At 70.8% G+C, this 23898-nt stretch carries 23 protein-coding genes; 12 read left to right on the top strand and 11 right to left on the bottom strand.

The window, feature by feature from the left end; translation table 11 throughout:
- Positions 1-87: 87 nt before the first annotated feature.
- From AB0N06_RS06710 to AB0N06_RS06700, 3 genes are all read left to right on the top strand, one after another.
- Positions 88-1002, top strand: coding sequence for an SDR family oxidoreductase (locus AB0N06_RS06710; protein ID WP_366133609.1), 915 nt, complete (start codon positions 88-90; stop codon positions 1000-1002).
- A 111-nt stretch (positions 1003-1113) separates the two neighbouring features.
- Complete coding sequence (locus tag AB0N06_RS06705; RefSeq protein WP_366133608.1) at positions 1114-2265, top strand: acyl-CoA dehydrogenase family protein; 1152 nt, start codon at positions 1114-1116, stop codon at positions 2263-2265.
- Complete coding sequence (locus AB0N06_RS06700) at positions 2262-3311, top strand: Zn-dependent alcohol dehydrogenase (RefSeq protein ID WP_366133607.1); 1050 nt, start codon at positions 2262-2264, stop codon at positions 3309-3311. The genes AB0N06_RS06705 and AB0N06_RS06700 overlap by 4 nt, the downstream gene beginning before the upstream one ends.
- A 61-nt stretch (positions 3312-3372) precedes the next feature.
- Here AB0N06_RS06700 and AB0N06_RS06695 read toward each other — a convergent pair whose 3' ends face one another.
- Positions 3373-4362 (bottom strand): helix-turn-helix domain-containing protein, encoded by a 990-nt coding sequence (locus AB0N06_RS06695; protein WP_366133606.1) that lies wholly within the window; start codon positions 4360-4362, stop codon positions 3373-3375.
- Positions 4363-4527: 165 nt separating this feature from the next.
- Between AB0N06_RS06695 and AB0N06_RS06690 the strand changes: the two genes are divergently transcribed.
- The gene (locus AB0N06_RS06690) at positions 4528-5745 is read left to right on the top strand and encodes an MFS transporter (RefSeq protein ID WP_366133704.1); all 1218 of its coding nucleotides are present in this window, start codon (positions 4528-4530) and stop codon (positions 5743-5745) included.
- Between the two features lie 179 nt (positions 5746-5924).
- Positions 5925-7265 carry an MFS transporter gene (locus AB0N06_RS06685; protein ID WP_366133605.1) on the top strand — a complete coding sequence of 447 codons (1341 nt, stop codon included), beginning with the start codon at positions 5925-5927 and terminating at the stop codon, positions 7263-7265.
- 68 nt (positions 7266-7333) lie between these two features.
- Here the strand turns inward: AB0N06_RS06685 and AB0N06_RS06680 are convergent, their stop codons facing one another.
- Positions 7334-7948, bottom strand: coding sequence for a flavin reductase family protein (locus tag AB0N06_RS06680; protein ID WP_366133703.1), 615 nt, complete (start codon positions 7946-7948; stop codon positions 7334-7336).
- Between the two features lie 486 nt (positions 7949-8434).
- Between AB0N06_RS06680 and AB0N06_RS06675 the strand changes: the two genes are divergently transcribed.
- Both AB0N06_RS06675 and AB0N06_RS06670 read left to right on the top strand, forming a co-directional pair.
- A complete protein-coding gene (locus tag AB0N06_RS06675; RefSeq protein ID WP_366133604.1) occupies positions 8435-9430 on the top strand; it encodes a helix-turn-helix domain-containing protein in 996 nt (331 codons plus the stop codon).
- Positions 9431-9439: 9 nt separating this feature from the next.
- Positions 9440-10312, top strand: coding sequence for a hypothetical protein (locus AB0N06_RS06670; RefSeq protein ID WP_366133603.1), 873 nt, complete (start codon positions 9440-9442; stop codon positions 10310-10312).
- Positions 10313-10447: 135 nt separating this feature from the next.
- Here the strand turns inward: AB0N06_RS06670 and AB0N06_RS06665 are convergent, their stop codons facing one another.
- Together AB0N06_RS06665 and AB0N06_RS06660 are read right to left on the bottom strand one after the other, a co-directional pair.
- Complete coding sequence (locus AB0N06_RS06665) at positions 10448-11278, bottom strand: enoyl-CoA hydratase-related protein (RefSeq protein WP_366133602.1); 831 nt, start codon at positions 11276-11278, stop codon at positions 10448-10450.
- Between the two features lie 31 nt (positions 11279-11309).
- The gene (locus AB0N06_RS06660; protein ID WP_366133601.1) at positions 11310-13538 is read right to left on the bottom strand and encodes an acetate--CoA ligase family protein; all 2229 of its coding nucleotides are present in this window, start codon (positions 13536-13538) and stop codon (positions 11310-11312) included.
- A gap of 657 nt (positions 13539-14195) precedes the next feature.
- Here AB0N06_RS06660 and AB0N06_RS06655 point away from each other — a divergent pair.
- Positions 14196-14648, top strand: a complete 453-nt coding sequence (locus AB0N06_RS06655; protein ID WP_366133600.1) for a DoxX family membrane protein — start codon at positions 14196-14198, stop codon at positions 14646-14648.
- A complete protein-coding gene (locus AB0N06_RS06650) occupies positions 14645-15076 on the top strand; it encodes a Zn-ribbon domain-containing OB-fold protein (protein WP_366133599.1) in 432 nt (143 codons plus the stop codon). The genes AB0N06_RS06655 and AB0N06_RS06650 overlap by 4 nt, the downstream gene beginning before the upstream one ends.
- Here AB0N06_RS06650 and AB0N06_RS06645 read toward each other — a convergent pair.
- The 6 genes from AB0N06_RS06645 to AB0N06_RS06620 form a co-directional block, all read right to left on the bottom strand.
- Positions 15073-15663 (bottom strand): DUF1707 domain-containing protein, encoded by a 591-nt coding sequence (locus AB0N06_RS06645; RefSeq protein ID WP_366133598.1) that lies wholly within the window; start codon positions 15661-15663, stop codon positions 15073-15075. The two genes, AB0N06_RS06650 and AB0N06_RS06645, sit on opposite strands and share 4 nt — an antisense overlap.
- Positions 15664-15685: 22 nt before the next feature.
- Entirely contained in the window at positions 15686-16093 is a 408-nt protein-coding gene (locus AB0N06_RS06640; protein WP_366133597.1) for a hypothetical protein, read from the bottom strand.
- Positions 16094-16198: 105 nt separating this feature from the next.
- Entirely contained in the window at positions 16199-16783 is a 585-nt protein-coding gene (locus tag AB0N06_RS06635) for a hypothetical protein (protein ID WP_366133595.1), read from the bottom strand.
- A gap of 10 nt (positions 16784-16793) precedes the next feature.
- Positions 16794-17705: a zinc metalloprotease HtpX gene (htpX, locus tag AB0N06_RS06630; protein WP_366133594.1), complete on the bottom strand. Its 912-nt coding sequence runs from the start codon at positions 17703-17705 to the stop codon at positions 16794-16796.
- Positions 17706-17771: 66 nt separating this feature from the next.
- Entirely contained in the window at positions 17772-18449 is a 678-nt protein-coding gene (locus AB0N06_RS06625) for a pyridoxal 5'-phosphate synthase (RefSeq protein WP_366133593.1), read from the bottom strand.
- Positions 18450-18505: 56 nt separating this feature from the next.
- The gene (locus tag AB0N06_RS06620; protein ID WP_366133592.1) at positions 18506-19687 is read right to left on the bottom strand and encodes an acetyl-CoA acetyltransferase; all 1182 of its coding nucleotides are present in this window, start codon (positions 19685-19687) and stop codon (positions 18506-18508) included.
- 162 nt (positions 19688-19849) lie between these two features.
- Here AB0N06_RS06620 and AB0N06_RS06615 point away from each other — a divergent pair, with 162 nt between their 5' ends.
- Entirely contained in the window at positions 19850-21058 is a 1209-nt protein-coding gene (locus tag AB0N06_RS06615; protein WP_366133591.1) for an acyl-CoA dehydrogenase family protein, read from the top strand.
- Positions 21058-21558 (top strand): nitroreductase family deazaflavin-dependent oxidoreductase, encoded by a 501-nt coding sequence (locus AB0N06_RS06610; RefSeq protein WP_366133590.1) that lies wholly within the window; start codon positions 21058-21060, stop codon positions 21556-21558. Before AB0N06_RS06615 ends, AB0N06_RS06610 begins: the two co-directional genes overlap by 1 nt.
- 148 nt (positions 21559-21706) lie before the next feature.
- Here AB0N06_RS06610 and AB0N06_RS06605 read toward each other — a convergent pair whose 3' ends face one another.
- The gene (locus AB0N06_RS06605) at positions 21707-22354 is read right to left on the bottom strand and encodes a TetR family transcriptional regulator (RefSeq protein ID WP_366133589.1); all 648 of its coding nucleotides are present in this window, start codon (positions 22352-22354) and stop codon (positions 21707-21709) included.
- A 299-nt stretch (positions 22355-22653) separates the two neighbouring features.
- Here AB0N06_RS06605 and AB0N06_RS06600 point away from each other — a divergent pair, with 299 nt between their 5' ends.
- Entirely contained in the window at positions 22654-23574 is a 921-nt protein-coding gene (locus AB0N06_RS06600) for a VOC family protein (protein WP_366133588.1), read from the top strand.
- Positions 23575-23898: the final 324 nt, after the last annotated feature.

Genomic DNA, 23898 nt, shown 5'->3' with positions numbered 1-23898 from the left:
ATCGGTGGGGCGCCGGGTCTTGTGCTGACGGAGCCGACTGCCCATAAAATCTAACGGTCCGTCAGAAACCGCGGGAAGGGGCCGGGCATGGGGAACTTCTTGGCAGGCAAGGTGGTGGCCGTGACCGGTGCCGGCCGCGGCATCGGACGGGCCGTCGCGATCGCGGCGGCGGCCCAGGGAGCCAGGGTCGTCGTCAACGACTACGGCGTCTCCGTCGAGGGCGCCGAGCCGACCAGTGCGATAGCCGAGTCCGTCGTCAAGGAGATCGAGGCCGCGGGCGGCGAGGCGGTCGCGGTCGCCGACGACATCTCCACGATGGAGGGTGGCCGGCGCGTCGTGGACACGGCGCTGGCGCGGTTCGGGCGGATCGACGGGGTCGTGTGTGTGGCCGGGATCCTCCGCGAGCGGATGCTGTTCAACATGACCGAGGAGGAGTGGGACCCGGTTGTCGCCACCCATCTCAAGGGCACCTTCACCGTCTTCCGCGCGGCCTCGGCGGTGATGCGGAAGCAGGAGGGGGGCGGCACGCTGATCGGCTTCACCAGCGGCAACCACCAGGGCAGCGTCGCCCAGGCGAACTACAGCGCCGCGAAGGGCGGCATCATCTCGCTGGTCCGCAGCGCGGCGCTCGGCCTGCACAAGTACGGCGTCACGGCGAACGCGGTCGCCCCGGTGGCCCGGACCCGGATGTCCGCGAACGTCCCGATGGAGCTGAAGGAGATCGGCGAGCCGGAGGACGTTGCCGCACTCGTCGTCTACCTGCTCAGCGAGCGGGCCCGCGAAGAGAAGATCACCGGCCAGGTGTACACGATCGCGGGCCCCAAGATCGCTGTCTGGGCCCAGCCGAGGGAGCTGCGGGCGGGATACGCGGAGGGGGCCTGGACCCCGGAGAGAATCGCCGACTTCCTGCCGGGGACGGTGGGGGTGGACCCGATGCCGATGCTGGCGCAGCTGGAGGCGATGGCGGCCGCCGCGGCGGCGAAGGCGCGGCCCAACGCGTGACCCAACGCGTGACCTCCCACCGGGGCTCCGCCCCGTGACGCCGCCCCCCAATTGCCGGTCGGTCTTAATCGCCGGAGCGGCTGGATTTCCGCCCGACCCCGAGGAGTGGACGTGGACTTCGCGTTCGAGGCAACGGACGACGCCTTCCGCCAGGAGGTCCGGTCCTGGCTGCAGGCGCACCTCACACAGCCCTGCGCCGCCGAGGGCGGCCGCGCCTGGGAGCGCGAGCTGGGCCGCGGCGGCTGGATCGGCCTCGGCTGGGACAGCGGGGCGGCCGACTACGGAAACCGGCACGCCACCCTCACCCAGCAGGTTGTCTGGGCCGAGGAGTACGCCCGCGTCAACGCCCCCGCCCGCGTCGGCCACATCGGCGAGAACCTCCTCGCCCCCACCCTCCTCGCGTACGGCACCGACGCACAGCAGCATCGTTTCCTCCCCGCCATCGCCCGCGGCGAAGAGCTCTGGTGCCAGGGCTACAGCGAACCCGGCGCGGGCTCCGACCTCGCCGGCATACGCACCACCGCCGAACCCGACGGCACCGGCCGCCACACCGTCAGCGGCCAGAAGATCTGGACCTCGCTCGCACGGGACGCCGACTGGTGCTTCGTCCTCGCCCGCACCACCCCCGGCTCACAGCGCCACCACGGACTTTCGTTCCTGCTCGTGCCGATGGACCAGCCGGGCCGTATCGAGGTGCGGCCGATCCGCCAGATGTCCGGCACGAGCGAGTTCAACGAGGTCTTCTTCGACGGCGCGCTCGCCGAGGAGCTCGTCGGCGGCGAGGGCAACGGCTGGACCGTCGCCATGGGCCTCCTCGCCCTGGAGCGCGGTGTCTCCACCCTCGTCCAGCAGATCGGCTTCGCCGCCGAACTGGACCGCGTCATCCGCGCCGCCGTCGACAGCGGCGCGATCACCGACCCCGTACTGCGCGAGCGGCTCGTGCGTCAGTGGGCGGAGCTGAAGACCATGCGCTGGAACGCCCTGCGCACCCTGGGCAATTCGCGCGACGCGGGCGCCCCCAGCGTCGCCAAGCTGCTCTGGGGCGGCTGGCACCGACGTCTCGGCGAACTCGCCGTGGAGATCAGGGGCGCCGCCGGAGCCGTGGGTCCGGACGACTGGTCGCCCACCAACCCGTACGAACTCGACGAAGCACAGCGCCTGTTCCTGTTCACCCGGTCCGACACCATCTACGGCGGCTCGGACGAGATCCAGCGGAACATCATCGCCGAGCGGGTGCTCGGCCTACCGAGGGAGCCGAGATGAGAGGCGTCGTCTTCGACGGCAAGCGGACCGAGGTCGTCGACGACCTGGAGATACGCGACCCGGGCCCGGGCGAGGTGCTGGTCGCGGTGGCCGCCGCAGGCCTGTGCCACAGCGATCTGTCGGTCGTCGACGGAACCATCCCGTTCCCCCTGCCGGTGGTTCTCGGGCACGAGGGCGCGGGCGTGGTGGAGGCGGTCGGCGCGGGCGTCGTCCATGTCGTGCCCGGCGACCACGTCGCGCTCTCCACCCTGGCCAGTTGTGGCGCGTGCGCTCAGTGCGACCGGGGCCGGCCGACGATGTGCCGCAAGGCGATCGGGATGCCGGGGCAGCCGTTCTCCCGGGGCGGCACACCGCTGTACCAGTTCGCGTCCAACTCCGCGTTCGCCGAACGGACCCTGGTCAAGGCCGTGCAGGCGGTGAAGATCCCGGCGGACATCCCGCCGGCCTCCGCGGCCCTGATGGGCTGCGGCGTGGTGACGGGCGTCGGAGCCGTACTCAACCGGGCGAAGGTCGACCGGGGCGACACGGTCGTCGTGATCGGCACCGGTGGCATCGGGCTCAATGTGATCCAGGGCGCCCGGATCGCCGGCGCGCTGACGATCGTCGCGGTGGACACCAACCCGAAGAAGGAGGCGGTGGCACGGCAGTTCGGTGCGACGCACTTCCTGACGTCGACGGAGGGCGTACGCGAGATCCTGCCCACCGGCGCCGACCACGCCTTCGAGTGCGTGGGCCGTACGGAACTGATCCGGCAGGCGATCGACCTGCTGGACCGGCACGGCCAGGCGATCCTGCTGGGCGTCCCGGGGGCGACGGCGGAGGCGTCGTTCCTGGTCTCGTCGATGTACCTGGACAAGTCGATCCTCGGCTGCCGGTACGGCTCCTCGCGCCCGCAGCGCGACATCGCGCTCTACGCGGAGCTGTACCGGTCCGGCCGCCTCATGCTCGACGAACTGGTCACGGAGACGTACCCGGTGGAGGACTTCGCGAAGGCGGCGGACGACGCGCACCACGGAAGGGTGGCGCGCGGGGTGTTGATCTTCTAGGGGGCATTGGGGGGCCCGCCCTTCGGTTCCGAAAGGCGCTGGGGCCGGCGCTTTCCCGCCCTCACCGGCCCCCGGCCGTCGCCCGGAACGTCCGCCGGTACACCGTCGGCGACACCCCCAGCGCCGCCTGGATGTGCTGTCGCAGTGACGTCGCCGTGCCGAACCCCGCCTCGCGCGCCACCTGGTCGATCGACAGGTCCGTGGACTCCAGCAGCCCCCGCGCCCGCTCCACCCGCTGCTGGGTCAGCCACTGTCCGGGGCTGATCCCGACCTCCTCACGGAACCGGCGCGTGAACGTCCGTACGCTCATCGACTCCTGCTCCGCCATGTCGCGCAACAGGATCGGCCGGTCAAGACGCCCGAGCGCCCAGGCCCGCGCACCGGTCGTGGTCGCGAACTGTGCCTCGGGGACGGGGCGCTGGATGTACTGGGCCTGCCCGCCGTCGCGGTGCGGTGGCACGACCGTGCGGCGGGCGACGTCGTTGGCGACGGCCGTGCCGTGGTCGCGGCGCACGATGTGCAGACACAGGTCGATGCCGGCGGCGACCCCGGCGGATGTGAGGACGTCCCCGTCGTCGATGAACAGGACGTCGGGGTCGACCTGTATCTGCGGGAACAGCCGCTGGAAGTGGTCGGCGTGGGACCAGTGCGTGGTGGCGGGGCGCCCGTCGAGGAATCCGGCGGCGGCGAGGACGTAACTGCCGGTGCAGATCGAGACGAGCCGGGTGCCCGGCCTGATGTACGCGAACGCCGCGGCGAGCTCGTCCGTCAGCCGACCCTCTTCGTGGAGGGGGCCGAGTTCGTACGAGGCGGGGATGACGACCGTGTCGGCGGTGGCCAGTGCTTCGGGGCCGCGCTCGACCGTGATCGTGAAGTCCGCGTCGGTGGTGACCGGTCCCGGTGGGCGGACGGAACAGGTAACGACTTCGTACAGTTTCCGGCCCTTGTCATGCGGCTCGGAACTGCGTGCCAGGCCGAAGATCCTTTGAGGGATGCCCAGTTCGAACGGGAGCAGCCCGTCGAGGGCGAGGACGACGACTCTGTGTTTCACCGCAAGGCTCCCTTCCCCCCTAGTGGTATAGACCATGAGCTGATACATCTCACCGACGTGAAGGAAAAGTCAGCAGAGCACGAGTGCATTCCCGGCACGGTCCGCGCGAACGCACCCTCGCAGTCGCCCCCCTTGGATTCATCGCCCGCCCTGCCGTCCCTGGACATGCGCCGGGACGGCGAACGACCGGGAAGCGAGCTGTGGAACCGCAACTTCCGGCTCTTCTTCATCGCCCGGACCGCCGCACTCTTCGGCGACGGCATGATCCCGGTGGCCCTCACCGCGGGTCTGCTGGGAGCGGGTCGCCCGCACGCATCCGTCGGCTTCGCGCTGGCTGCCTGGATGGGCCCGCTGGCGCTCTTCGTGCTCTTCGGTGGCGTGCTGGCGGATCGTTTCACCCCGCGTCGAATGATGATCATCGCCGATGCGCTGCGGCTGGTCGGGGCATCCGTGCTCGCCATCTCCTTCGCGACCGGCAACCCGCCGCTGTGGGCGGTGTACGCACTGAGCGCGGTGGCCGGCGTCGGTGCCGCGCTCTTCCAGCCGGGCGTCGCGTCGACCGTACCCCGGGTGTCGCTGGACGTGCAGCGCGGCAACGCGGTGCTCCGGGTCTCCGAGGCGCTGATGACGATGGCGGGCCCGGCCTTCGCGGGACTTCTGGTCGGACTCGCAAGCGCCGGGGCGGTGTACGCGGCGAACGCGGCGACGTTCGCGGTCTCCGGGGGCTGCCTCTTCCTGATGCGGCTCGCCCCGATGCCGTCCGACACGGTGCAGCGCGGCACGTTTGTCTCCGAACTGGTCGACGGATGGCGGGAGTTCAAGGCCCGCAGCTGGCTGTGGGGAGTGATCGCGATCTGGACGGTGTACGGATTCACCGTGATCGGCCCGATGCTCCCGCTGACCGCGGTCGAGGTCACCGAGGCGCACGGCTCGGGGACGTACGGCGTGATGATGGCGGTCAACGGCGCGGGCAGCGTGGTCGGCGGACTGCTGGCCCTGCGGCTGAGACCGCGCCGCCCGCTCGCGGCGGGCGCGATCGCGCTGACCGGGGTGTGCGTGAACCTGGTGGTGCTGGGGCTCGGGCTGCCGGTGTCGGCGCTGGCGGTCGGGCAGTTCGTGGAGGGTGGGGTGTTCGCGTTCTGGCTGGTGATGTGGTCGACGACGGTCCAGACACACGTCCCGCCGGAGGCCCTGAACCGGCTGCACGCCTACGACGTGGCGGGCTCCCTGCTGATGCTGGCCGCGGGCCGGGCGCTGGCGGGACCGGTCGCGGACGCGGTGGGCGCCTCCGAGGTGCTGCTGGCCGGAGCGGTGATCAACGCACTGGTGGTGGGCGTGCTGCTGGTGGCCCGCCCGATCCGCCGCCTGGAGCGGATCGGGTAAGAGGAGCTCACAAAATGGGAGCTCCTCCGGTTCGATCGGTTCGTCCGCCTCATCCGGCCGGGTGCGCGTACGCCCCGGCCGACGGATGATCGTACGCCTCCCTCCATGGCCCGATCCCTGCGAACCATGTCCTTCCGGCCACTCGTGAGAGCACTCCCCGGGGCCGGATGCTGGGTGACGTGACCCAGACAACCGATAGCGCAGCCGTCCGGGACGAGGACCGCCCGGACGCCCGCACACCGTCCCGCGGGCGCTCCCGCCTTCGCATCCACCGCGCCTGGATCGTCGCCGTCGTCACGTTCGTGACGATCATCGGCGGCGCCGCGTTCAACTCCCTGCCCGGCCTCCTCATCGACCCGCTGCACACGGAGTTCGGCTGGTCGCGCGGGGAGATCGGGCTGGCCGTCTCGATCGACATGGCGCTGTACGGACTGACCGCGCCGTTCGCCGCCGCGCTGATGGACCGGTTCGGCATCCGCCGGGTCGTCGTCGTGGCCCTGTCCACGGTCGCGGCGGGGGCGTTCGCCAGTGTCTGGATGACGGCCTCCTGGCAGCTGATGATCTATTGGGGGCTGCTCGTCGGCCTCGGCACCGGCTCGATGGCGCTGGCCTTCTCGGCCACGGTCACCAACCGCTGGTTCGTCGCCAGACGCGGCCTGGTCACCGGCATCCTCACCGCGGCCGGCGCCTCCGGCCAGCTGATCTTCCTGCCGCTGTGCGCATGGATCGTCGACGAGCACGGCTGGCGCCCGGCATCGGTCACCGTCGCGCTGGCCGCGCTCGTCGTCGTCCCGTTCGTCTGGCTCCTGATGCGTGACCACCCGGCCGATGCGGGCCTGGCCCCCTACGGCGGTGCGTACGTCGAGAAGCCGGCACCGACCCGGGGCGCGGCGGCCCGTACCGTACGCGTCCTGGTCGACGCCGCCCGCACCGGACCGTTCTGGCTGCTCGCGGGCACGTTCGCGATCTGCGGCGCCTCGACCAACGGCCTGATCCGCACGCACTTCGTGCCGTCGGCCCACGACCACGGCATGCCCATCACCGCGGCCGCCTCGCTGCTCGCCGTCATCGGCGTCTTCGACATCATCGGCACGGTCTTCTCCGGCTGGCTCACCGACCGCTTCGACGCCCGCCGACTCCTCGCCGTCTACTACGCCTTGCGCGGCGTCTCGCTGCTCTTCCTGCCGATGCTGATGGCACCGGCCGTACACCCGCCGATGGTCTTCTTCATCGTGTTCTACGGCCTGGACTGGGTGGCCACCGTCCCGCCGACGCTCGCGCTCTGCCGCGAGCAGTACGGCGAGGACAGCGCGATCGTCTTCGGCTGGGTCCTCGCCTCCCACCAGGTCGGCGCGGCGCTGGTGGCGTTCCTCGGCGGTGTGGCACGCGACGTGTTCGGCTCGTACGACATGGTCTGGTACACGTCGGGGGCGCTGTGCGCGACGGCGGCGCTGATGGCGCTGGTGATCCGGCGGGTCCGGGAGCCTGAGCCTTCAGGCGCCGCCGGCGGAGTCGGCTGACGGTGCCGGACGCGGTCGGGCACCGAAGGGCGCACGGTGCCCGACCGGTCTCAGGCCCCGGCGCACGCTCATCCGGTGAGCGGCCCGAACCGTCCGAAGGCCCCCCGGTGGAACAGCAGCGGATCACTTCCGTCCGCCGCCCCCAGCGCCTCCACCCGGCCGACGACGATCAGATGGTCGCCCCCCGTGTGGACGGCCTGGATGCGGCAGTCGATCCAGGCCGGTACGGAGTCCAGCAGCGGTGAGCCTGTCGCGGGAGCCGCCTCGTACGGCACCCCCGCGAACTTGTCGGCACCGCTGACCGCGAAGCTCCGGCACAGCGCGCCCTGGTCCGCGCCCAGGATGTTGACGCAGAAGGCCCCGGCGCGGGCGATGCGGGGCCAGGTCGTCGACGTACGGGCGACCATGAACGTGACCAGCGGCGGGTCCAGGGAGAGCGAGGCGAACGACTGGCAGGCGAAGCCCGCCGGTCCATCGGTGTCGTCCGGGTCGTGCGCGGTGACGACGGTGACCCCGCTCGCGAAGTGACCTAGTACGCGGCGGAATTCGGACGCGTCGATGGGAAGTCGCTCGTTGTCGGCGACGGCCCGCAGATCCGGGCGCGGCAGTGGATCGACCGGTGTCGGCGCTGCGGTGGTGTCGGCGCCGACGGACCTGAGGTACCGGACGGCGGTGGCGGCCATGCCTGCGTGTCCCATCACGCTTCCCATTGAAACTGACGATACGTCAGATAGGAAGGGCGGGGCCCGAACCCGCCCGTCGGGCGGTGAAGGCTTGAGGGTCAGCTTCCGGCGGCGTACGTGGCGAAGTCCGTCCATGCGTGAGGCGCGACGGTGAATAGTCCTGGACCCTTCCCCTGTAAGGCCGTCTGGGCCGAACTCGACCTCGTACCGTGACCGCCGCCACCGGGTCGCGGATACCCGCGATCCGGTGGTCCGTGACGCGGCTTCGCGCGACATCAAAAGCTTTGAAGAACGTGGGAAATGACCCTCCCCAACCCCACCTGCCTCCCGTCACCCACATGGGTGAGGTTGGCCAACTTCGCTGCTATTCGTGCCGGTTGGCTGGCATATGCTCGCCGCGACGAACAACCCCAGACATGCAACGGCCCCCGGCCGGGACTGGCATCCCGATCGAGGGCCTGACCACCGAGGAAAAGCCGCTTCCCGATGGATACCCAGCAGATTAGCGCGCCCTCGCGCGCCCCGTCCCGCGTACACGGAGACGCCACGCCGCCGTCCGGTGTCGTGCACGACAACTCCCGGCACACCACCCGTTTCACGGTCGTGGGCAACCACCTCACCCAGCACCGTGAGCTCTCCCTCACCGCGATCGGGCTCGCCGCACACATCCAGTCGCTGCCCGCCGGAGCCGGGATCGGCATCAAGGACCTCGCCGCCCGCTTTCCGGAGAGCGAGGCCCGGATCGCCGCCGCGTTACGCGAACTCGAAGCCCACGGCTACCTGCGACGCACCCGCACGCGCCTCCCTAACGGCCGGATCGTCACCCGCACCGTCTCCTGCAACCAGCCTGCCGACCGTCGGCGTACGGAGGCCTCACTGGGGCGCGACTGTCCGCCGCGCACGCGGCGTACGGACCCTCCGCCCGCGTCCACCCGACCCCGTCCGGAGTCCGAAGCAGACGTCATACGTCCGCTCAGGTATCCGGCCCGCACTGTGCTCGCACCACGCCGCGAGCCTGTCCCCGCAGCACGCCGCGAGCGCGCCCCACACAGCCGGTCCACGCCCCTCCTCGTACCGCAGCCGGCCTTTCCCGCCCCGTCTCTCCTCCGGACAGCCGCCGACCTGCTTGCCGGGCTGCACCGTCAGGACCCGCGGCTGCTGCTCTCCGCGCAGGACGTGGACGTCCTGGCCCCGGGGGTTGCCGCATGGCTGGAGCGCGAGGTCGGCCCCGCCGCTGTTCAGCACGCCCTGACCAGCGACCTCCCGCCCGAAGGGGTGTGCCGCCCCGCTGGTTTCCTCGCCCACCGGCTCACCGCCCGGCTTCCGCCGCCACCCCCGTTCCGGGCCCCGGCCGATTCCCCGCCCCGGCTGCTCCCGCTGCAGAACTGCGACGGCTGCGACCGGGCATTCCGCGCGGCGGAGCCAGGAGAGTGCTCCGGCTGCCGGACCGACAACTCCCATCCGACCGCTCAACAACTCTAGGAAATCCACATGGTCAGCTCGTCCCACGAGGCGATGCACCGCATCTTTCAGGAGTACCCGGGACTGTTCTCCCGCGTCTCCGAGGTATTGGGGGTCGAGATTGGCCCACCCGCCTCAGCGACCGTCATGCCCACCGATCTCACTGAGAACAGGCCCCTCGAACGCCGTGTCGACACCCTGCTGCGCATCGACATGGAGGACGACCAGTCGTACCTCCTCGCGATCGAGGCCCAGGGCAAGAAGGACCCGGATAAACCGGCGAGCTGGATGTACTACCTGTCCTACTTACAGGCGAAGTACAAGCTGCCGCCCATGCTGCTGGTCGTCTGCCAGGACCGAGCCACCGCCGAATGGGCCGCACGCCCGTTCCTCGTCGGCCACCCACAGTCGCCCGTGCTCACCCTGCAAGCCCTGGTCGCGGGCCCGCACAACATGCCGGTGATCAAGGATGTGGCCGAGGCTCGCAAGGACCTGGCACTGGCCACGCTGGCGGCGATCACACACGCAGGCGATCCGGACATCGGTGTCATACTGAAAACGCTGTCGACCGCTCTGCGGGACGTACCGGAAACCATTGCCGACCCCATCGTCGAACTCACCGCACAGGGCCTGGGCAACCGCCCGGCCGCACAACAGTGGAGGAACCTGGTGGCCGTGGACCTTTCCTTTTACAAGTCACCTCTCTCGGAAGAGATCCGGGACGAGGGCCGTGCAGAAGGCATCGCGCGGGGCATCCTGCTCCTCCTCGCTCAGGCCGGCGTCGACGTGCCCGAGGAGGCGCGCGAGCGCATCACGGGCTGCGTCGATGTCGACACCCTGAGCCGGTGGCTCCTGCGCGCCCCCACTGCCACGTCCGTCGAGGACGTCTTCGCCGAGAAGTAGGCAGACTGCGGCCGAGACCCGCCGATGGCCCATGCCAACCGGCGAGTTCCGGCCGCACAGTGCTGGAAGATCCTTGTGGGGGTGCGGACCCTGGACAGCCCCACTCCCTGGATGACGTGAGCGCCTCCGGAGCCCTCACATCCCGCGGTACTTCGGAGCGCGTCGCTCCACGAAGCTCGCCACGCCCTCGTTGGCGTCCTGCGTCGTCATATTGATCTCCTGGGCCATCGCTTCGGCCGTGAACGCCGTCGCCCGGTCGGAATCCAGGGAGGCGTTCACCAGCTGCTTGGTGAGGGCGATCGCACGGGTCGGCCCGTCCGCCAGCCGCTGGGCCCACACGCGGGCCGTCGCCGTCAACTCCTCGTCCGGGACCACCCGGTTGACCAGGCCCAGACGCTCCACCTCCCTCGCCGGGAGCGCGTCGCCGAAGAACATCAGCTCCTTGGCGCGCTGCGGGCCGATCAGGCGCGGCAGCAGATACGCGCCGCCGCCGTCGGGTACGAGGCCGCGGCGTACGAAGACCTCGATGAACTTCGCCGACTCGGCGGCCAGCACGAGGTCGCAGGCGAAGGCGAGGTGGGCGCCGATGCCGGCCGCCGTGCCGTTGACGGCCGCGATGACCGGTTTCTCGCAGTCCAGGACGGCGGCGATCAGGCGCTGCGCGCCGAGCCGGATCGTACGGGCCACATCGCCGGGCACCCGGTCGCCCGTCGATGGGGCGCCGCGCAGGTCGGCGCCCGCGCAGAAACCGCGGCCGGTGGCGGTGAGAACGACGGCCCGGACCGTCGGGTCCGCGGAGGCTTCGGCGAGGAGCGCGATGACGCGTTCCCGCTGGTCCCAGGTGACCGCGTTCATCGCCTCGGGGCGGTTCAGCGTGATCCACGAGACGGCGTTGTCAGTGGCGTGGAGTACCCATGAGTCGAGCGGGTCGGTGGACCCGGTGGTGTCTTCGGGGGAGGACGGCATGAGGCAGCTCCTGGGTCGGTGGCGTGGGCGGTCAGCGGCAGACGGCCAGCGCGTCCAGCGCCACCGCGCCCTGCCCGCGCCCCAGCACCGTCAGCGGGTTGATGTCCAGCTCGGCGAGGTCGTCGCCCAGTTCCAGCGCCATCCGCTGCACCCGCAGCACGACCTCGATGAGCGCGTCGACGTCCACCGGCGGTCCGCCGCGTACACCCTCCAGCAGGGCCCGGCCGCGCAGTTCGCCGAGCATCGCCCGCACCTGGTCCTCGCCGAACGGCGGCACCCGCACCGCAGCGTCGTGCAGCACCTCCACGAGCACGCCGCCGAGCCCGACCGTGACCGTCGGTCCGAACAGGGCGTCGTGCGTGACGCCGACCATCATTTCGACGCCCCGCTCGATCATCTGGCAGACCAGGATGCCGTCCAGCTCGATGCCCTCGTAGCGGGCGATGTCGGTCAGTTCGCGGTATGCGTCGCGGACCTGGCTCGCGGAGGTGAGCCCGACCTTGACCAGGCCGAGCTCCGTCTTGTGGGCGAGATGCGCGCCCGACGCCTTCATCACGACCGGGTAGCCGACCAGACCCGCGGCCCGGACGGACGCGGCCGCACTGGTGACCAGTTGCTCGCGCGGGACACGGATGCCGTACGCCCGCAGCAGCTGCTTCGCCGCGTGCTCGCTCAGCTGGTGGCCCGGGCGCATCAGGGCCTGCGCCTTGCGGAACGAGGGCGACGGGGTGCGCGGCGCCTCGTCGAAGGGCGAGTGGTAGGAGGCGGCGAACCGGTGGTGGTCCAGGTAGGCCTTCACGGCGGTGATGCAGTTGCCGAAGGTGCGGAAGGTGGCGACGCGCGACGAGCCGAGCAGCGTCGTGCGGTACGCGTCCTCCGTGCCGACCGGCGAGCCCCACACCACGCACACGAGCTTGTCCGTGGTCTCCGCCGCGTCCACCAGGTCCTGCGCGAGTTTGTCGCTCATCGGGGGGAACGGGCCGGTGATCGGACAGATGAGCACCCCGACGTCCGGGTCGGCGAGGATCGCGTCGATGATCTTCCGGCCGCGCCAGTCGCCGACCGGGTGCCCGCCGTTGTCGACGGGGTTCGCCACGTTCAGATAGCCGGGAATCCACTCGTGCAGCTCGCGCTGCTTCTCCTCGGACAGGGTGGGGAGCCTCAGCCCCGCCCCGGTCGCCAGGTCCGAGAAGTGCGCGCCCGTGCCGCCCGAGATCGAATACACGACGACCCCGTCGGCCTGCGGTTTCCGCGCGCGGGCCAGCAGGGCCGCGGTGTCCTGGAGTTCGTCGAGCCCGTCCACCCGGATCACGCCGAACTGCCGCATCGCCGCGTCCACCACCTGGTCGGCGCCGGTCAGCTTTCCGGTGTGTGACGCGGCCATCCTGGCCCCCGTCTCCGTACGCCCCACCTTGACCGCCACAACCGGCACCCTGGCCCGCGCCGCCCGGTCGGCGGCGAGCAGAAAGGAGCGGCCGTCCTTGAGCCCCTCGACGTAACAGGCGATGGCCCCGACCTCGGGACGCTGCGAGAAGTACGAGATGAAGTCGGCGGTCTCCAGATCGGCCTCGTTGCCCGTGGGCGCCCAGTGCGAGAGCCGCACGCCCAGCTCCTGGAGGGTGTACACGGGTCGGCCTTGGTGGCCGGACTGGGTGATCAGGGCGATCGCCGGCCCGTCGAGGTCGTCCCGGAACCTCTCGAAGGCGTTGAGGTTGGTGTTCGGCCCGAGCAGCCGCAGCCCGGACCGTTCCACCGCGGCCGCCAGCCGCGCCTGGGCGGCGGCGCCCTCCTCGCCGGTCTCGGCGAACCCGGAGGCGAAGGCGACCGCGAACTTCACCTTGGCCTGCCCGAGTTCCTCGATCACCGGAAGCGGGTCGCCGACCAGCAGCACCGCCAGATCGACCTGCTCCGGCAGGTCCGCGACGGAACGGGAGCAGGGCCGGCCGAACACGGACTCCCGCGTGGGATGGACCGGATGCAGCCGCGCCCCGACCCGCTCGGCCCAGGCGACGAGCTGCCGGGTGATGCCGGTGTTGGGCCGGCCCTCGGCGTCGGACGCCCCGACGACTGCCACGGACTCGGGCCGGAAGAACCGGTCCAGATCCGGCACGGGAGCGTGCAGCGGGCGGCCGCTGACATCGAGATCGCCTTCCGCGGCGGCGACCGCCATGCTGTGGACGGCGGCGTGCGGCTCTTCGCCGCAGGCCACCACCCGGGCGCGGAAGTGTGTGGTGAGGGTGCCGTGAGTCGATCCAAGCATCGTTCCGCCCACTCCTGCCAGAAGTCCGTCGGGGTGCCTGTACCCGGTCAGCCATAAGCTGACACTCTGTCAGGTTACTGAACTGACGCTCCGTCAGGAATGGGTGTGCAGGCAAAGGCTGGACAGGCCTGCCGGGCCGGCGCCGCCCGGCCTGGACAGGCCTCCAGCGCCGGTGATCCCCGGCTCCGGCCCGAAAACCCTCCCCACTTGCCGCAGTCATGACATACGCTGCGCGTGTGGCCGCGCCCTTCACGTCGTCTTCACCCGACGATGTGCGGGTGTCGCGCGGCCCGACTCGTCGTCTTCAAGCCCGGTGCGACGCAGCCGTTCCGCACCTACACCTACGTCGCGTCCACGCCCGGCGGCGACATCATCGCCGCTCAGGGGCTGAGCTGGGCGCCGGACGGAAGCCGGCTGTTCGCCATCGCCCGGGGGCAGGGCAGGATCCCTCGGCGGTATCCGCGACAAGGAGGCGGGGGAGCGCCGGGCATGCCGGCCTCCGGGACGCGAGGTCCCGGATCACGGCCCCGGGGTCAGCCGGTCCGCTTCGCCGGCCGCTTGGCGATCTTCTTCGCGTCCAGGGCGCACCTCTTGCGCGCCAGTGCCGAATCAGGTGAACTGACGTACCGTCAGATTCGGTGAGCGGGAGGGATCCTGATGCGGACGATCTGGCTCGGCGGAGCCGAGTGGCTCGCCGTCCTTCGAACAGGGCTCGGGCTGTGGTGGCTGGAGAGCTGGCGGCACAAGGACAAGAAGGGCTGGTTCGAACGCGGTACGGGCATCGCCTGGGCGGCGGACGTCGCGGGCAAGCACACGTGGCCGGCGGTCAGGAGCGGCTTCGAGAAGGTCGTCGCGCCCCGCCCCAAGGCGATGGCCTACCTCGTCGTGTACGCGGAACTCGCCCTCGGTCTCGGGCTGATCGTCGGCTTCCTGACCCCGGTCGCGCTCGTCGGCGGGCTGCTCCTCAATCTCCTCTATCTGGTGCTGATGATTCACGACTGGGCCGAGCAGGGGCAGAACGCGATGATGGCGCTGATCTCGCTGGTCGCCCTCTTCGCCATGTCCTGGCAGGTCTGGTCCCTCGACCACGCGATCGGACTTTTCGGATGACCGCCGCCACCCCCCGCTTCGACCTGCCCGAGCCGGACGACTTCACCCGCCCCTACTGGGACGCCGCCGCCGAGGGGCGCTTGCTGCTGCGACGGTGCCGTGCCTGCGGCGCCGCCCACCACTATCCGCGCGAGTTCTGCCCCACGTGCTGGAGCGAGGACGTCGACTGGGAGCGGGCGAGCGGTCGCGCCACGCTCTACACCTGGTCCGTCGTCCACCGCAACGACCTGCCGCCGTTCGGTTCCCGCGTCCCGTACACGGCGGCCGTCGTCGACCTCGCCGAGGGGCCGCGCATGATGACGGAGATCGTCGACTGCGAGGAGTCGGCCCTCGCGATCGGCATGGAATTGCGCGTCGCCTTCCGGCAGGAGGAGGGGTGCGAGGCGGTCCCGGTCTTCCGGCCGGAAGCCGGTGCCGGTCGGTCTTAGCGCCGCTTGCCGCGGCGCAGCTTCCACCGTTCCCAGATGTTGGGGTGGCGGACGACCACTCCGCCCATGCCGCCCGTGCCGCTGAGGCGGAGCAGCGGTGTGCCCGGGAGCCTCTCGCCCCGGGTCCGGTCCTTGAAGCCGCCCATGCCGGGACGGACGTCGTCGATATGGGCCGCCCACCCCCTGGGTACGACGACGACGACCCCGCCCATCTGGCCGTTGACCTCCAGCTCGATCTCGCGCAGTCGGGTCTCGGTCTGCGTGAAGTCGAGCTTGGCGCCGCCCATGCCCCCCTTCGCGTCGATGCGTGCGGGCACCTTCCACCGTCCGGTCCGTGCCAGGCCGTGGATGCCGCCCTCGATGACCAGTGGCTCCGTCGCGTTCTGCGGCGCGGGCGCCAGATCGGCAGTGAGGGGTTCCAGCTCGGCGAAGGTCTTGGCGGCGAGCGCCTGGCCCAGGCGCGTATCCAACTCGTCGAGATCGATGCGGCCTTCGGCCGCCGCCTCCTGGAGCTGCTCCACCACCGCTTCGCGATCGGCGTCGGAGGCACGAAGCCGACTGACGGAATTGGGGCGCTCAGGAGTCATGAACCTGATGATACGGAACGGATCACCAGTTCTCCCGTACCAATTGCGCGACCACCACCCCGTGCAGCAGCTCCGCGTCCACGAACTGCCCCTCCTCCGGCGCCCCGCACCGCCAGCTCAGCGGATATGTGTTGCCGTGCGCCGCGGGGATCCCCACGTACAGATCCCGCGCCGACGGGCCGAGACAAGTCGCCCCGGGCGGCCAGTCGTACTCCTTGCTCACCCCGGGCGGGATCAGGAAGTACGTCCACCGCCCGCCCGCGACCTCCCGGACCACCGGACCCGGTTCGCCGTCCGTGAGCGTGGCGAGGTGGTGCAGGACGGCCTCGCCGCGTACGCCGCGTACCCGGATGGCGTCGAAGTGGACCCCGGTCAGGTGAAGTTGGAGCCCCGCGGGCGGTACCCATTCGGGGAGTTTCTTGCTCGTCATGGATACGAGGATCCCGCCGACTGCGTAGCGTGACCAGAGAGACACGGTCCACATTCGGCAATGTCGTGAGTGTGAGAGCCGGAGCGGGCGCACACCGCCGGATTGTCACAGGCCGGGCGCGCCCCAGACCGGGAACCACCGGGAGAGATCCTGCTCGACCCGCAAGTCGTCGCCCAGTGTCGCCCTGACCTGCAGCTCCAGGGGGCTGTCGCGTCTCTCGGCGCCGCCCGGCACCGGGGCGAACGGATAGAACGTGCCGCGTTTGTAGAGGTAGACCAGGGCCAGCGAGCGCCCTTCGGCGTTCCGGAAGCCGATCAGTGAACAGAGCAGTTGCGGGCCGAAGCCGCCGTCCTGGAGCAGGGTGTTGACCGCGTGCAGGTCGTTGACCAGGGCGGCCACGTCGTCGGGGGACTGGCGGGCGAGCAGCCAGGTATAGCCGTACGAATCGTGGCTGTACTCCACCGGGATCCCGCCCCGGTCCGTGTCCGAGTCGAGCAGTTCCTGTACGTCCTGCTGGATACGGGCGAAGGTGCCGCCCTCCACGCCGGCGAAGCAGACCGAGCCCAGACCGGTGGGGATGAAGCCCGCGCCCGCCTGGAGCGTGAGCGCGGCGGACGGTACGGCGAAGAGCTGGTCGAGGTCGGGGCGCACCGGTTTGCTGCGTCCCAGGATCGTGTCGAGCAGACCCACTGCGGACTCCTTACGGGCGGGCGAGTTCGGCGGAGATGCGGGCCAGCTGGTCGAGGCGCTGTTCGAGGGTCGGGTGGGAGGAGAGCAGCCGGCTGAGGCTTTCCTCGGAGGAGAACGCCGGGACGAAGTAGAAGGCGTTGTACGGCTCCGCCTTCCGCAGGTCCTCCGTCGGGATCCGGGCCATCTGCCCGCTGACCTTGGTGAGCGCCGAGGCGAGCGCGGAGGGGCGGCCGGTGAGGAGGGCGGCGGCGCGGTCGGCGGAGAGTTCGCGGTAGCGCGAGAGCAGCCGGGTGAGCAGGAAGCTCAGGCAGTACACGACGGCGCTGATCAGCGGGACCAGCAGGATCGCGATGCCGACGGGGTCGCTGGTGCGGCTGCTGCGGGAGAAGCCGCCCCAGAGGGCGACGCGAGTGATCACGCCGGCCATGACGCCGAGGAACGAGGCGATCGTCATGACGGCGACGTCCCGGTGCGCGACATGGGACATCTCGTGGGCGAGGACGCCCTCCAGCTCCTCGGGTTGCAGTCTGCGCAGGAGTCCGGTGGTGGCGCAGACGAGGGCGGTCTTCTCGCCGCGGCCGGTGGCGAAGGCGTTCGGTACGTCGCTCTGGGCGATGGCCACCCGGGGTTTCGGCATGTCGGCCAGGGCGCAGATCCGGTCGATGGTGCCGTGCAGCTCGGGTGCTTCCTCGGGGGTGACCTCGCGGGCGCCCATGCTGAAGGCGGCGATGCGGTCGCTGAACCAGAACTGCGCGATGAACAGGCCACCCACGAGGATCAGGATGATCGGCCAGGCGCCCCGCAGCACCGCGAGGAGCACGCCCACCAGGACCACGTACAGCAGTCCGATCAGGAACATCGTGGTGACCATGCGCGTGGTCAGACCGCGGTCGGCGGCGTAACGGGAACGGGCTTGTGTCATGGAATGCCTCCAGCAACTCACCTGCTTTCCATAGTGCCCCTTTCTGGTCGAAATCGGTTTTCCGGCTCACGGCCAGAGCAGTTCCCGGGTCCAGCTGCCGCCGTCCCGGCGGTAGCGGAGCCGGACGTGCCGTCGCCGCACATCGCCCTGGAAGAACTCGACCTCGTGCGGCTCGACCACGTACCGCGTCCAGCTCGCCACGTCCGCCTGTGGCTCTGCCAGCGCCCGCTCCCATGCGGCGTCCGAGGCGCGGTTCAGCTCCTCGTACGAGCCGAGCACCTCGCTCTGCCGCCCCACCAGTGCCGAGGCCAGCGCCCCGGTCGAGCGGACGTGCAGATCGGCCCGGCTCTCGGCCGGGGTGCAGGCGGTGACCGGACCCCGTACCCGTACCTGTCGGCCCTGCGCGGGCCAGTAGAAACCGAGCGCCGCATGCGGACGCGCGGCGAGCTGGCGGCCCTTTGCGCTGGTGGCGTGGGTGGCGAAGTGCCAGCCTCGGTCGTCCGCGTCGTGCAGCATCAGCGTCCGTACGTCGGGGTGGCCCTCGGCGTCGACCGTGGCCAGCGTCATGGTGTGCGGCTCGGTCTGCCCGGCGGCCACCGCCTCGGCGAACCAGGCGTGGAAGAGGGGGAGCGGGGTGCGGGGCGCGGCGGCCGGGTCGAAGGCGGGGAGGTCCACGTCCCAGACGCGCTGGGCGTGCAGGAGGTCCCGGAAGGTGCGCTGGGCAGAGGTCGATGCATCCGTCATGCGGCCATTGGACATCAGGACCCGGAGTGCCCCGTTGCCTCCCCCTCGCACCCCCCTCACCCCCGCCCCAGCACCACCGTCCCCGACGAGCAGAACCAGCCGCCCGTCCCCGAGGCCACCGCCAGCTCCGGCAGCCGTCCGTCCGCCTTCCGGACCTGACGGTCTCCCGCCTCCCCGCGCAGTTGCCGTACCGCCTCCACCAGCAGGAACAGCCCGCGCATGCCGGGGTGGCAGGCGGAGAGGCCGCCGCCGTCGGTGTTGACCGGGAGTTCACCGGTCAGGCCCGTGCGGCCCTTCTCGAGGAAGGCGCCGCCCTCGCCCTTCGCGCAGAAGCCGAGGTCCTCCAGCGTCACCAGCGTCATATAGGTGAACGCGTCATAGATCTCGGCCAGGTCGATGTCCGCCGGCCGTACCCCGGCGCGTTCGAACGCCAGGCGGCCCGACACGGCCGCCGGGGAGACCGTGAAGTCGTCCCACTCCGCCATCGTGGAGTGGGAGACGTGCTCACCCGTGCCGAGGATCCACACCGGAGCCTTCGCTGTATCCGGCACGTACTCCTCCGCGGCCAGCAGCACCGCGCACCCGCCGTCGCTGCGGATGCAGCAGTGCAGCTTGGTGAACGGGTCCGCGATCATCGGGCCGGACAGCACGTCGTCCACCGTGATCGGGTCCCGGAACATCGCGTCCGGGTTGGCCGCCGCGTTCGCTCGCGCCTGGACTGCCACCTCGGCGAGCTGCTCCAGCGTCGTCCCGTACGCGTGCATATGGCGGCGGGCAGCCATGGCGTACTTGGCGATCAGCGAGTGCCCGTACGCCACCTCGAACTGGAGCGGGCCGCGTGAACCGAACGACAGGTTCGACGTGCGGCGCCCCGCTCTGATGTCGGCGCGGGCCGTCGATCCGTACACCAGGAGCACGGCGTTCGCGCGGCCTGCCGCGATCGCGTCGGCGGCGTGGGCGGCCATCACCTCCCAGGTCGCACCGCCGACCGCGGTGGAGTCCACCCAGGTGGGTTTCAGCCCCAGATACTCGGCGACCTCGACGGGGGCGAGCGTGCCGAGTCCGGCGGAGGCGAAACCGTCGACGACCGAGCGGTCCAGGCCCGAGTCGGCGAGTGCCCGGCGGGCGGCCTGGGCGTTGAGGGTGTACGGAGTCGGGCCGTCGACGCGTCCGCAGTCCGCGAGGGATATGCCGACGACAGCGACCTTGCGTGGGGGAGAGGAGGGTGAGGAAGGCATGAATCTGACGGTACATCAGATATGGCGGCACGGACCGGTATGCGGGCGGACCGGGTCCGGGAGCGGAGGTGTGCGCGAGTCTGGGTTTCTGGCGCCATCGCCCCTAGCATGACGGCCCGTCAGATCAGGGGCCGACGGCCTCTGAGGGGAAGGAGCCCGACGATGGACGCCGCCTTCACCGCGGAGCAGGACGAGATCCGCCGCACCCTGCGCGAACTGCTGGCCAAACGCTGCGGACCCGCCGAGGTCAGGAGCGCCGTACGGACCGCGCACGGATACGACGAGACCCTGTGGCGGCAGCTCGCCCAGGACCTCGGACTGCCTGGCCTCACGCTCGCGGAGGAGTACGGAGGAGCCGGCTGCGGCCCCGCCGAACTCGCCGTCGCCTGCGAGGAGGCCGGCCGTGCCCTGCTGCCGTCCCCGCTGCTCGCCACCGCTGCGCTCGCCGCACCGCTGATCGCCGCCGTCGGCACCGACGCCCAGCGCACCGCCCTGCTGCCGCGCATCGCCGCGGGCGAGCTGACCGCGACCCTCGCCGTCCCCGGTGGCTCACCGGCCACCGCCCTCGGCCTGATCGGCGACACCAGCGGCGGCGCCTGGGCGGGCGGCGGCCGGTCCGGCGGCGTACAGGCCACGCCCGGCCCGGAGGGGTGGCGGCTGTACGGGGAAGCCGCCCAGGTCCTCGACGGGCACAGCGCCGGACTTCTGCTGGTCGCCGCCCACACGGGTGGCTTCCCGCGCAGCCGGACTCTTCTCTTCCTCGTCCGCTCCGACACGGCGACCGGGCTCGCCCGCACCCGGCAGACCTCGCTCGACGAGACCCGGCCGGTGGCCCGTGTCGAACTCCGTGAGACCACTGCCGAACTGCTCGGCGCGGACGACACGGTGGATGTGTCGGGGCCGGCCGGAGCACTCGCCGCCGTCGGGCGCACGACCGCTGCCGTACTGGCGGCGGAGGCGGTCGGAGCCGCGGCGAGCGCACTCGACCGGACCATCGAATACGTCAAGGCGCGCGAGCAGTTCGGCCGCGCCATCGGCTCCTTCCAGGCGGTGCAGCACCGGCTCGCCGACCTGTACGTACGGGTGCAGGCGGCCAGGTCCGCGGCGTACTACGCGGCCTGGGACCCGGCGGCCGGAGGGCTCGCGCTCGCCCAGGCGCTGGAAGCGCTGCGGATCACCACCGCCGAGGCCGTCCAGCTGCACGGCGGCATCGGCTTCACCTGGGAACACGAGGCGCATCTCTACTTCAAACGGGCCGCCGCCGACGAGTTGCTCTTCGGCCCGGTCCACCGGCTGCGCGACCACGCCGCCGAACAGGCCGGTCTGTTCACGCCCGGCGACCGGAAACCGCGCGAGGAGGTGGCCGTCTGATGGCGCCCGGAGTCCGGCTGATCCAGAGGGTGTCCTCGACCCGTACCTTCGCCAGGATCGCCCCGCACCTCGTGCCCGCCATGGACCGCACCGTCCACCGGCTCACCCGCGGCAAGGTGCTGCTCAGCGCCCGGATGCTACCGGGGATGATCCTGACGGCGCGCGGGGCGAAGAGCGGACAGCCGCGCACCACTCCACTGGCCTGCATGCCGGAGCGCCGCTCCGAGGACGACGGATGCGACAGTTGGATTCTGATCGGCAGCAACTTCGGCCGTCCGGGTCATCCTGCGTGGACCGCCAACCTGTTGGCCCATCCGGACGACGCCGTCATCAACTGGAAGGGGCACGACATCGCCGTGCGTGCCCGGCTGCTGGAGGGCGCGGAGCGGGCGGAGGTGTGGCGGGCGGCGCTGACGTTCTGGCCCCCGTACGCCACATATCAGGCGCGGGTGGAGCGGGAGATCCGGCTCTTCCGGCTGGAGCGGCGCGACAGTCCGTGACCCGGAGGCCGCCCGGATACGCCGATGGCGGACCACATCGGGTGGTCCGCCATCGGTGAGACAGGACGTGGGCAGCCCGGGATTGCCGTGCGAAGCCCAGTGCAGGAAGAAGCGAGGCAAGAAGCCGGAAAGAAAGGTGCGTCCGGCGCTATCTCGTCGGTTTCTTGCCGGTGATGCCCAGATGCACCAACAGTGCGAGGTTCGGCTTGAGTTCCGCCTGCTTGACGCCCCAGGTCTGGAAACCCTTCTGGTGCGAGGCGACCGCCGCCAGCATCGCGACGAGCGAGCCCGCCATCGCGGCCGGACTGACGTCCTTGTCGACCTTGCCCTTGGCCTGGAGCTCCTTCACCGAATCGGTGAGGGAGTTGGTGACCGAGTTCAGGATCTTCATGCGGATCTTGTAGAACCGCTTGTCGCCCTCGGCTGCCCCCAGGTCGACCACGCGCAGGATCGCGTCATGGCGTCGCCAGAAGTCGAGGAACCCCTCGACGAGCTCTTCGGAGGTCTGCCAGCCCGCCTTGCCGACCCAGGAGCGGCCGGCGACCAATTCGGTCAACGCGGCGCCCTCCTTGGCCATTTCTTCGGCGATCTCGAGGACGGCTCCCTCGACGTCGGGGAAGTACTGGTAGAAGGTTGCGGGTGAAGTCCCCGCCCTGCGGGCGACGTCGATGACTTTGACGTCCCGGTAAGGCGAGGAGCTGAGCATCTCGCTGAGGCAGTCGAGCAGCTTCTGCCGCGTCGCCTGTCCGCGTCGACCGGCCACGCGGCCGTCGACGGTGCGCACTTGTCCTGTCATGCCGTCAGCTTACCGAGGGGTGATCGGAGCGCGATTCGGCCGACTGCAAATGGGGAGTTCCGCAGGTGCGGTGGGGTGGCGTGGGAGAAGTGGCCGGATTTCGGCGGATGCGATCCACAGCCTGAACAGTGTTATCAACAGCCTGTGGACAACATCGGTGGATAACTTTCCGTGACGCGGCGGCCAAGGAACTCCGATATCGAATCTTCGTTCGATAAGGGGCATTCGCTGCGCGGTACACGCGGCGCGCGGCTACTTTGGGTGTGACGAGCGTCACGTCGATGGAAGGATCCGGACCCATGGCCCCATTCCCGCGCTCCGCGCCGTGCTGGGTGGACGCGCAGCTCCCCGATCTCGAAGCGGGCAAGCGTTTCTACGGCGGGCTCTTCGGGTGGACCTTCCGGGCCGGGGACGCCGCCGGGGGCGCGTACGCCGAGGCTCTCAGTGAGGGCAAGCTCGTCGCCGCACTCGCCGCCAAGCAGGACGGCCGGATGCCGACCGCCTGGGGCGTCTACTTCGCCACCGACGACATCGTCGCGACCGTCGCCCTGATCCGGCAGGAGGGCGGCCAGGTCATCACCGAGCCCGTCCGGGTCGGCCGCTCGGGCGTGCTCGCGCAGGCCGCCGACCCGGGCGGTGCGGTCTTCGGGCTCTGGCAGGCCGGTGACCGCAGCGGGTTCGAGAAGCGGAACGAGCCCGGATCCTTCTGCTGGACCGAGGTCTACACCCGGCAGAAGGACCGCGTCGACGCCTTCTACGAGAAGGTCTTCGGCTTCCTCGGAACCGATCTCGGCGAGTCCGGCACCGATCACGGCGAGCCGGGCACCGGCGACGGGGACACCGGCGCGGGGGACGCCGGTGATGGGGACACCGGCGACGGGGGCGCCGCCGATTCCGGATCCGCCGAGTCCGGGTCCGGCGGTGCGGGCGCCTCCGAGTCCGGCGTCGACTTCCGCATGTGGTCCCCCGAAGGCACCGAACCCGGACCCGACACCGCGATCGGCGGACGCAGCGTGATCACCGACGCGTTCCCGGCCGAGATGCCCAGCTATTTCCTCATCTACTTCGCCGTCGCGGACTGCGACGCCGCCGCCGAGACGGCGGTCGGGCTCGGCGGCCGGGTCTCCGCGCCGCCCTTCGACATCCCGTACGGGCGGATGGCGGTCCTGCACGACGATCAGGGTGCCGAGTTCGCCGTACTTCAGCCCCCGGTGTCCTGAAAGAGGACAGAGTGACATGTGACACCCCGATCCGCCCCCGGGTTCGCAACCATCGCCTCAGCCAGGAACAATCAGGGAGCGCACCGCCGGGTGGTGCCCAGTGGTGAGACGCTGCACAGGGCGGGGTTTTTCGCGGACTTCTGTTCCTGAGGTCCGTACGGGGAGGTGGCAGGCAAGTGGTGGAGCAGCTGACGCAGCACGACCCGAGGCGGATCGGTCCGTTCGAGGTGCTGGGACGGCTCGGGGCCGGCGGCATGGGGCTGGTCTATCTCGCCCGCTCGGCGTCCGGCCGACGGGTGGCGATCAAGACCGTACGTACGGAGC

It is taken from the genome of Streptomyces sp. NPDC051020, from assembly GCF_040683105.1.
Classification (GTDB): domain Bacteria; phylum Actinomycetota; class Actinomycetes; order Streptomycetales; family Streptomycetaceae; genus Streptomyces.
This window is presented reverse-complemented; position numbering and strand designations above follow the sequence as displayed.

Excerpts from the sequence above, each read along its gene's own strand:
- AB0N06_RS06710 (WP_366133609.1), top strand. The coding sequence starts at position 88 with ATGGGGAACTTCTTGGCAGGCAAGGTGGTGGCCGTGACCGGTGCCGGC.
- AB0N06_RS06700 (WP_366133607.1), top strand. The coding sequence starts at position 2,262 with ATGAGAGGCGTCGTCTTCGACGGCAAGCGGACCGAGGTCGTCGACGAC.
- AB0N06_RS06690 (WP_366133704.1), top strand. The coding sequence starts at position 4,528 with ATGCGCCGGGACGGCGAACGACCGGGAAGCGAGCTGTGGAACCGCAAC.
- AB0N06_RS06680 (WP_366133703.1), bottom strand. The coding sequence starts at position 7,948 with ATGGCCGCCACCGCCGTCCGGTACCTCAGGTCCGTCGGCGCCGACACC.
- AB0N06_RS06675 (WP_366133604.1), top strand. The coding sequence starts at position 8,435 with ATGGATACCCAGCAGATTAGCGCGCCCTCGCGCGCCCCGTCCCGCGTA.
- AB0N06_RS06670 (WP_366133603.1), top strand. The coding sequence starts at position 9,440 with ATGGTCAGCTCGTCCCACGAGGCGATGCACCGCATCTTTCAGGAGTAC.
- AB0N06_RS06665 (WP_366133602.1), bottom strand. The coding sequence starts at position 11,278 with ATGCCGTCCTCCCCCGAAGACACCACCGGGTCCACCGACCCGCTCGAC.
- AB0N06_RS06660 (WP_366133601.1), bottom strand. The coding sequence starts at position 13,538 with ATGCTTGGATCGACTCACGGCACCCTCACCACACACTTCCGCGCCCGG.
- AB0N06_RS06655 (WP_366133600.1), top strand. The coding sequence starts at position 14,196 with ATGCGGACGATCTGGCTCGGCGGAGCCGAGTGGCTCGCCGTCCTTCGA.
- AB0N06_RS06650 (WP_366133599.1), top strand. The coding sequence starts at position 14,645 with ATGACCGCCGCCACCCCCCGCTTCGACCTGCCCGAGCCGGACGACTTC.
- AB0N06_RS06645 (WP_366133598.1), bottom strand. The coding sequence starts at position 15,663 with ATGACTCCTGAGCGCCCCAATTCCGTCAGTCGGCTTCGTGCCTCCGAC.
- AB0N06_RS06640 (WP_366133597.1), bottom strand. The coding sequence starts at position 16,093 with ATGACGAGCAAGAAACTCCCCGAATGGGTACCGCCCGCGGGGCTCCAA.
- htpX (WP_366133594.1), bottom strand. The coding sequence starts at position 17,705 with ATGACACAAGCCCGTTCCCGTTACGCCGCCGACCGCGGTCTGACCACG.
- AB0N06_RS06625 (WP_366133593.1), bottom strand. The coding sequence starts at position 18,449 with ATGACGGATGCATCGACCTCTGCCCAGCGCACCTTCCGGGACCTCCTG.
- AB0N06_RS06620 (WP_366133592.1), bottom strand. The coding sequence starts at position 19,687 with ATGCCTTCCTCACCCTCCTCTCCCCCACGCAAGGTCGCTGTCGTCGGC.
- AB0N06_RS06615 (WP_366133591.1), top strand. The coding sequence starts at position 19,850 with ATGGACGCCGCCTTCACCGCGGAGCAGGACGAGATCCGCCGCACCCTG.
- AB0N06_RS06610 (WP_366133590.1), top strand. The coding sequence starts at position 21,058 with ATGGCGCCCGGAGTCCGGCTGATCCAGAGGGTGTCCTCGACCCGTACC.
- AB0N06_RS06605 (WP_366133589.1), bottom strand. The coding sequence starts at position 22,354 with ATGACAGGACAAGTGCGCACCGTCGACGGCCGCGTGGCCGGTCGACGC.
- AB0N06_RS06600 (WP_366133588.1), top strand. The coding sequence starts at position 22,654 with ATGGCCCCATTCCCGCGCTCCGCGCCGTGCTGGGTGGACGCGCAGCTC.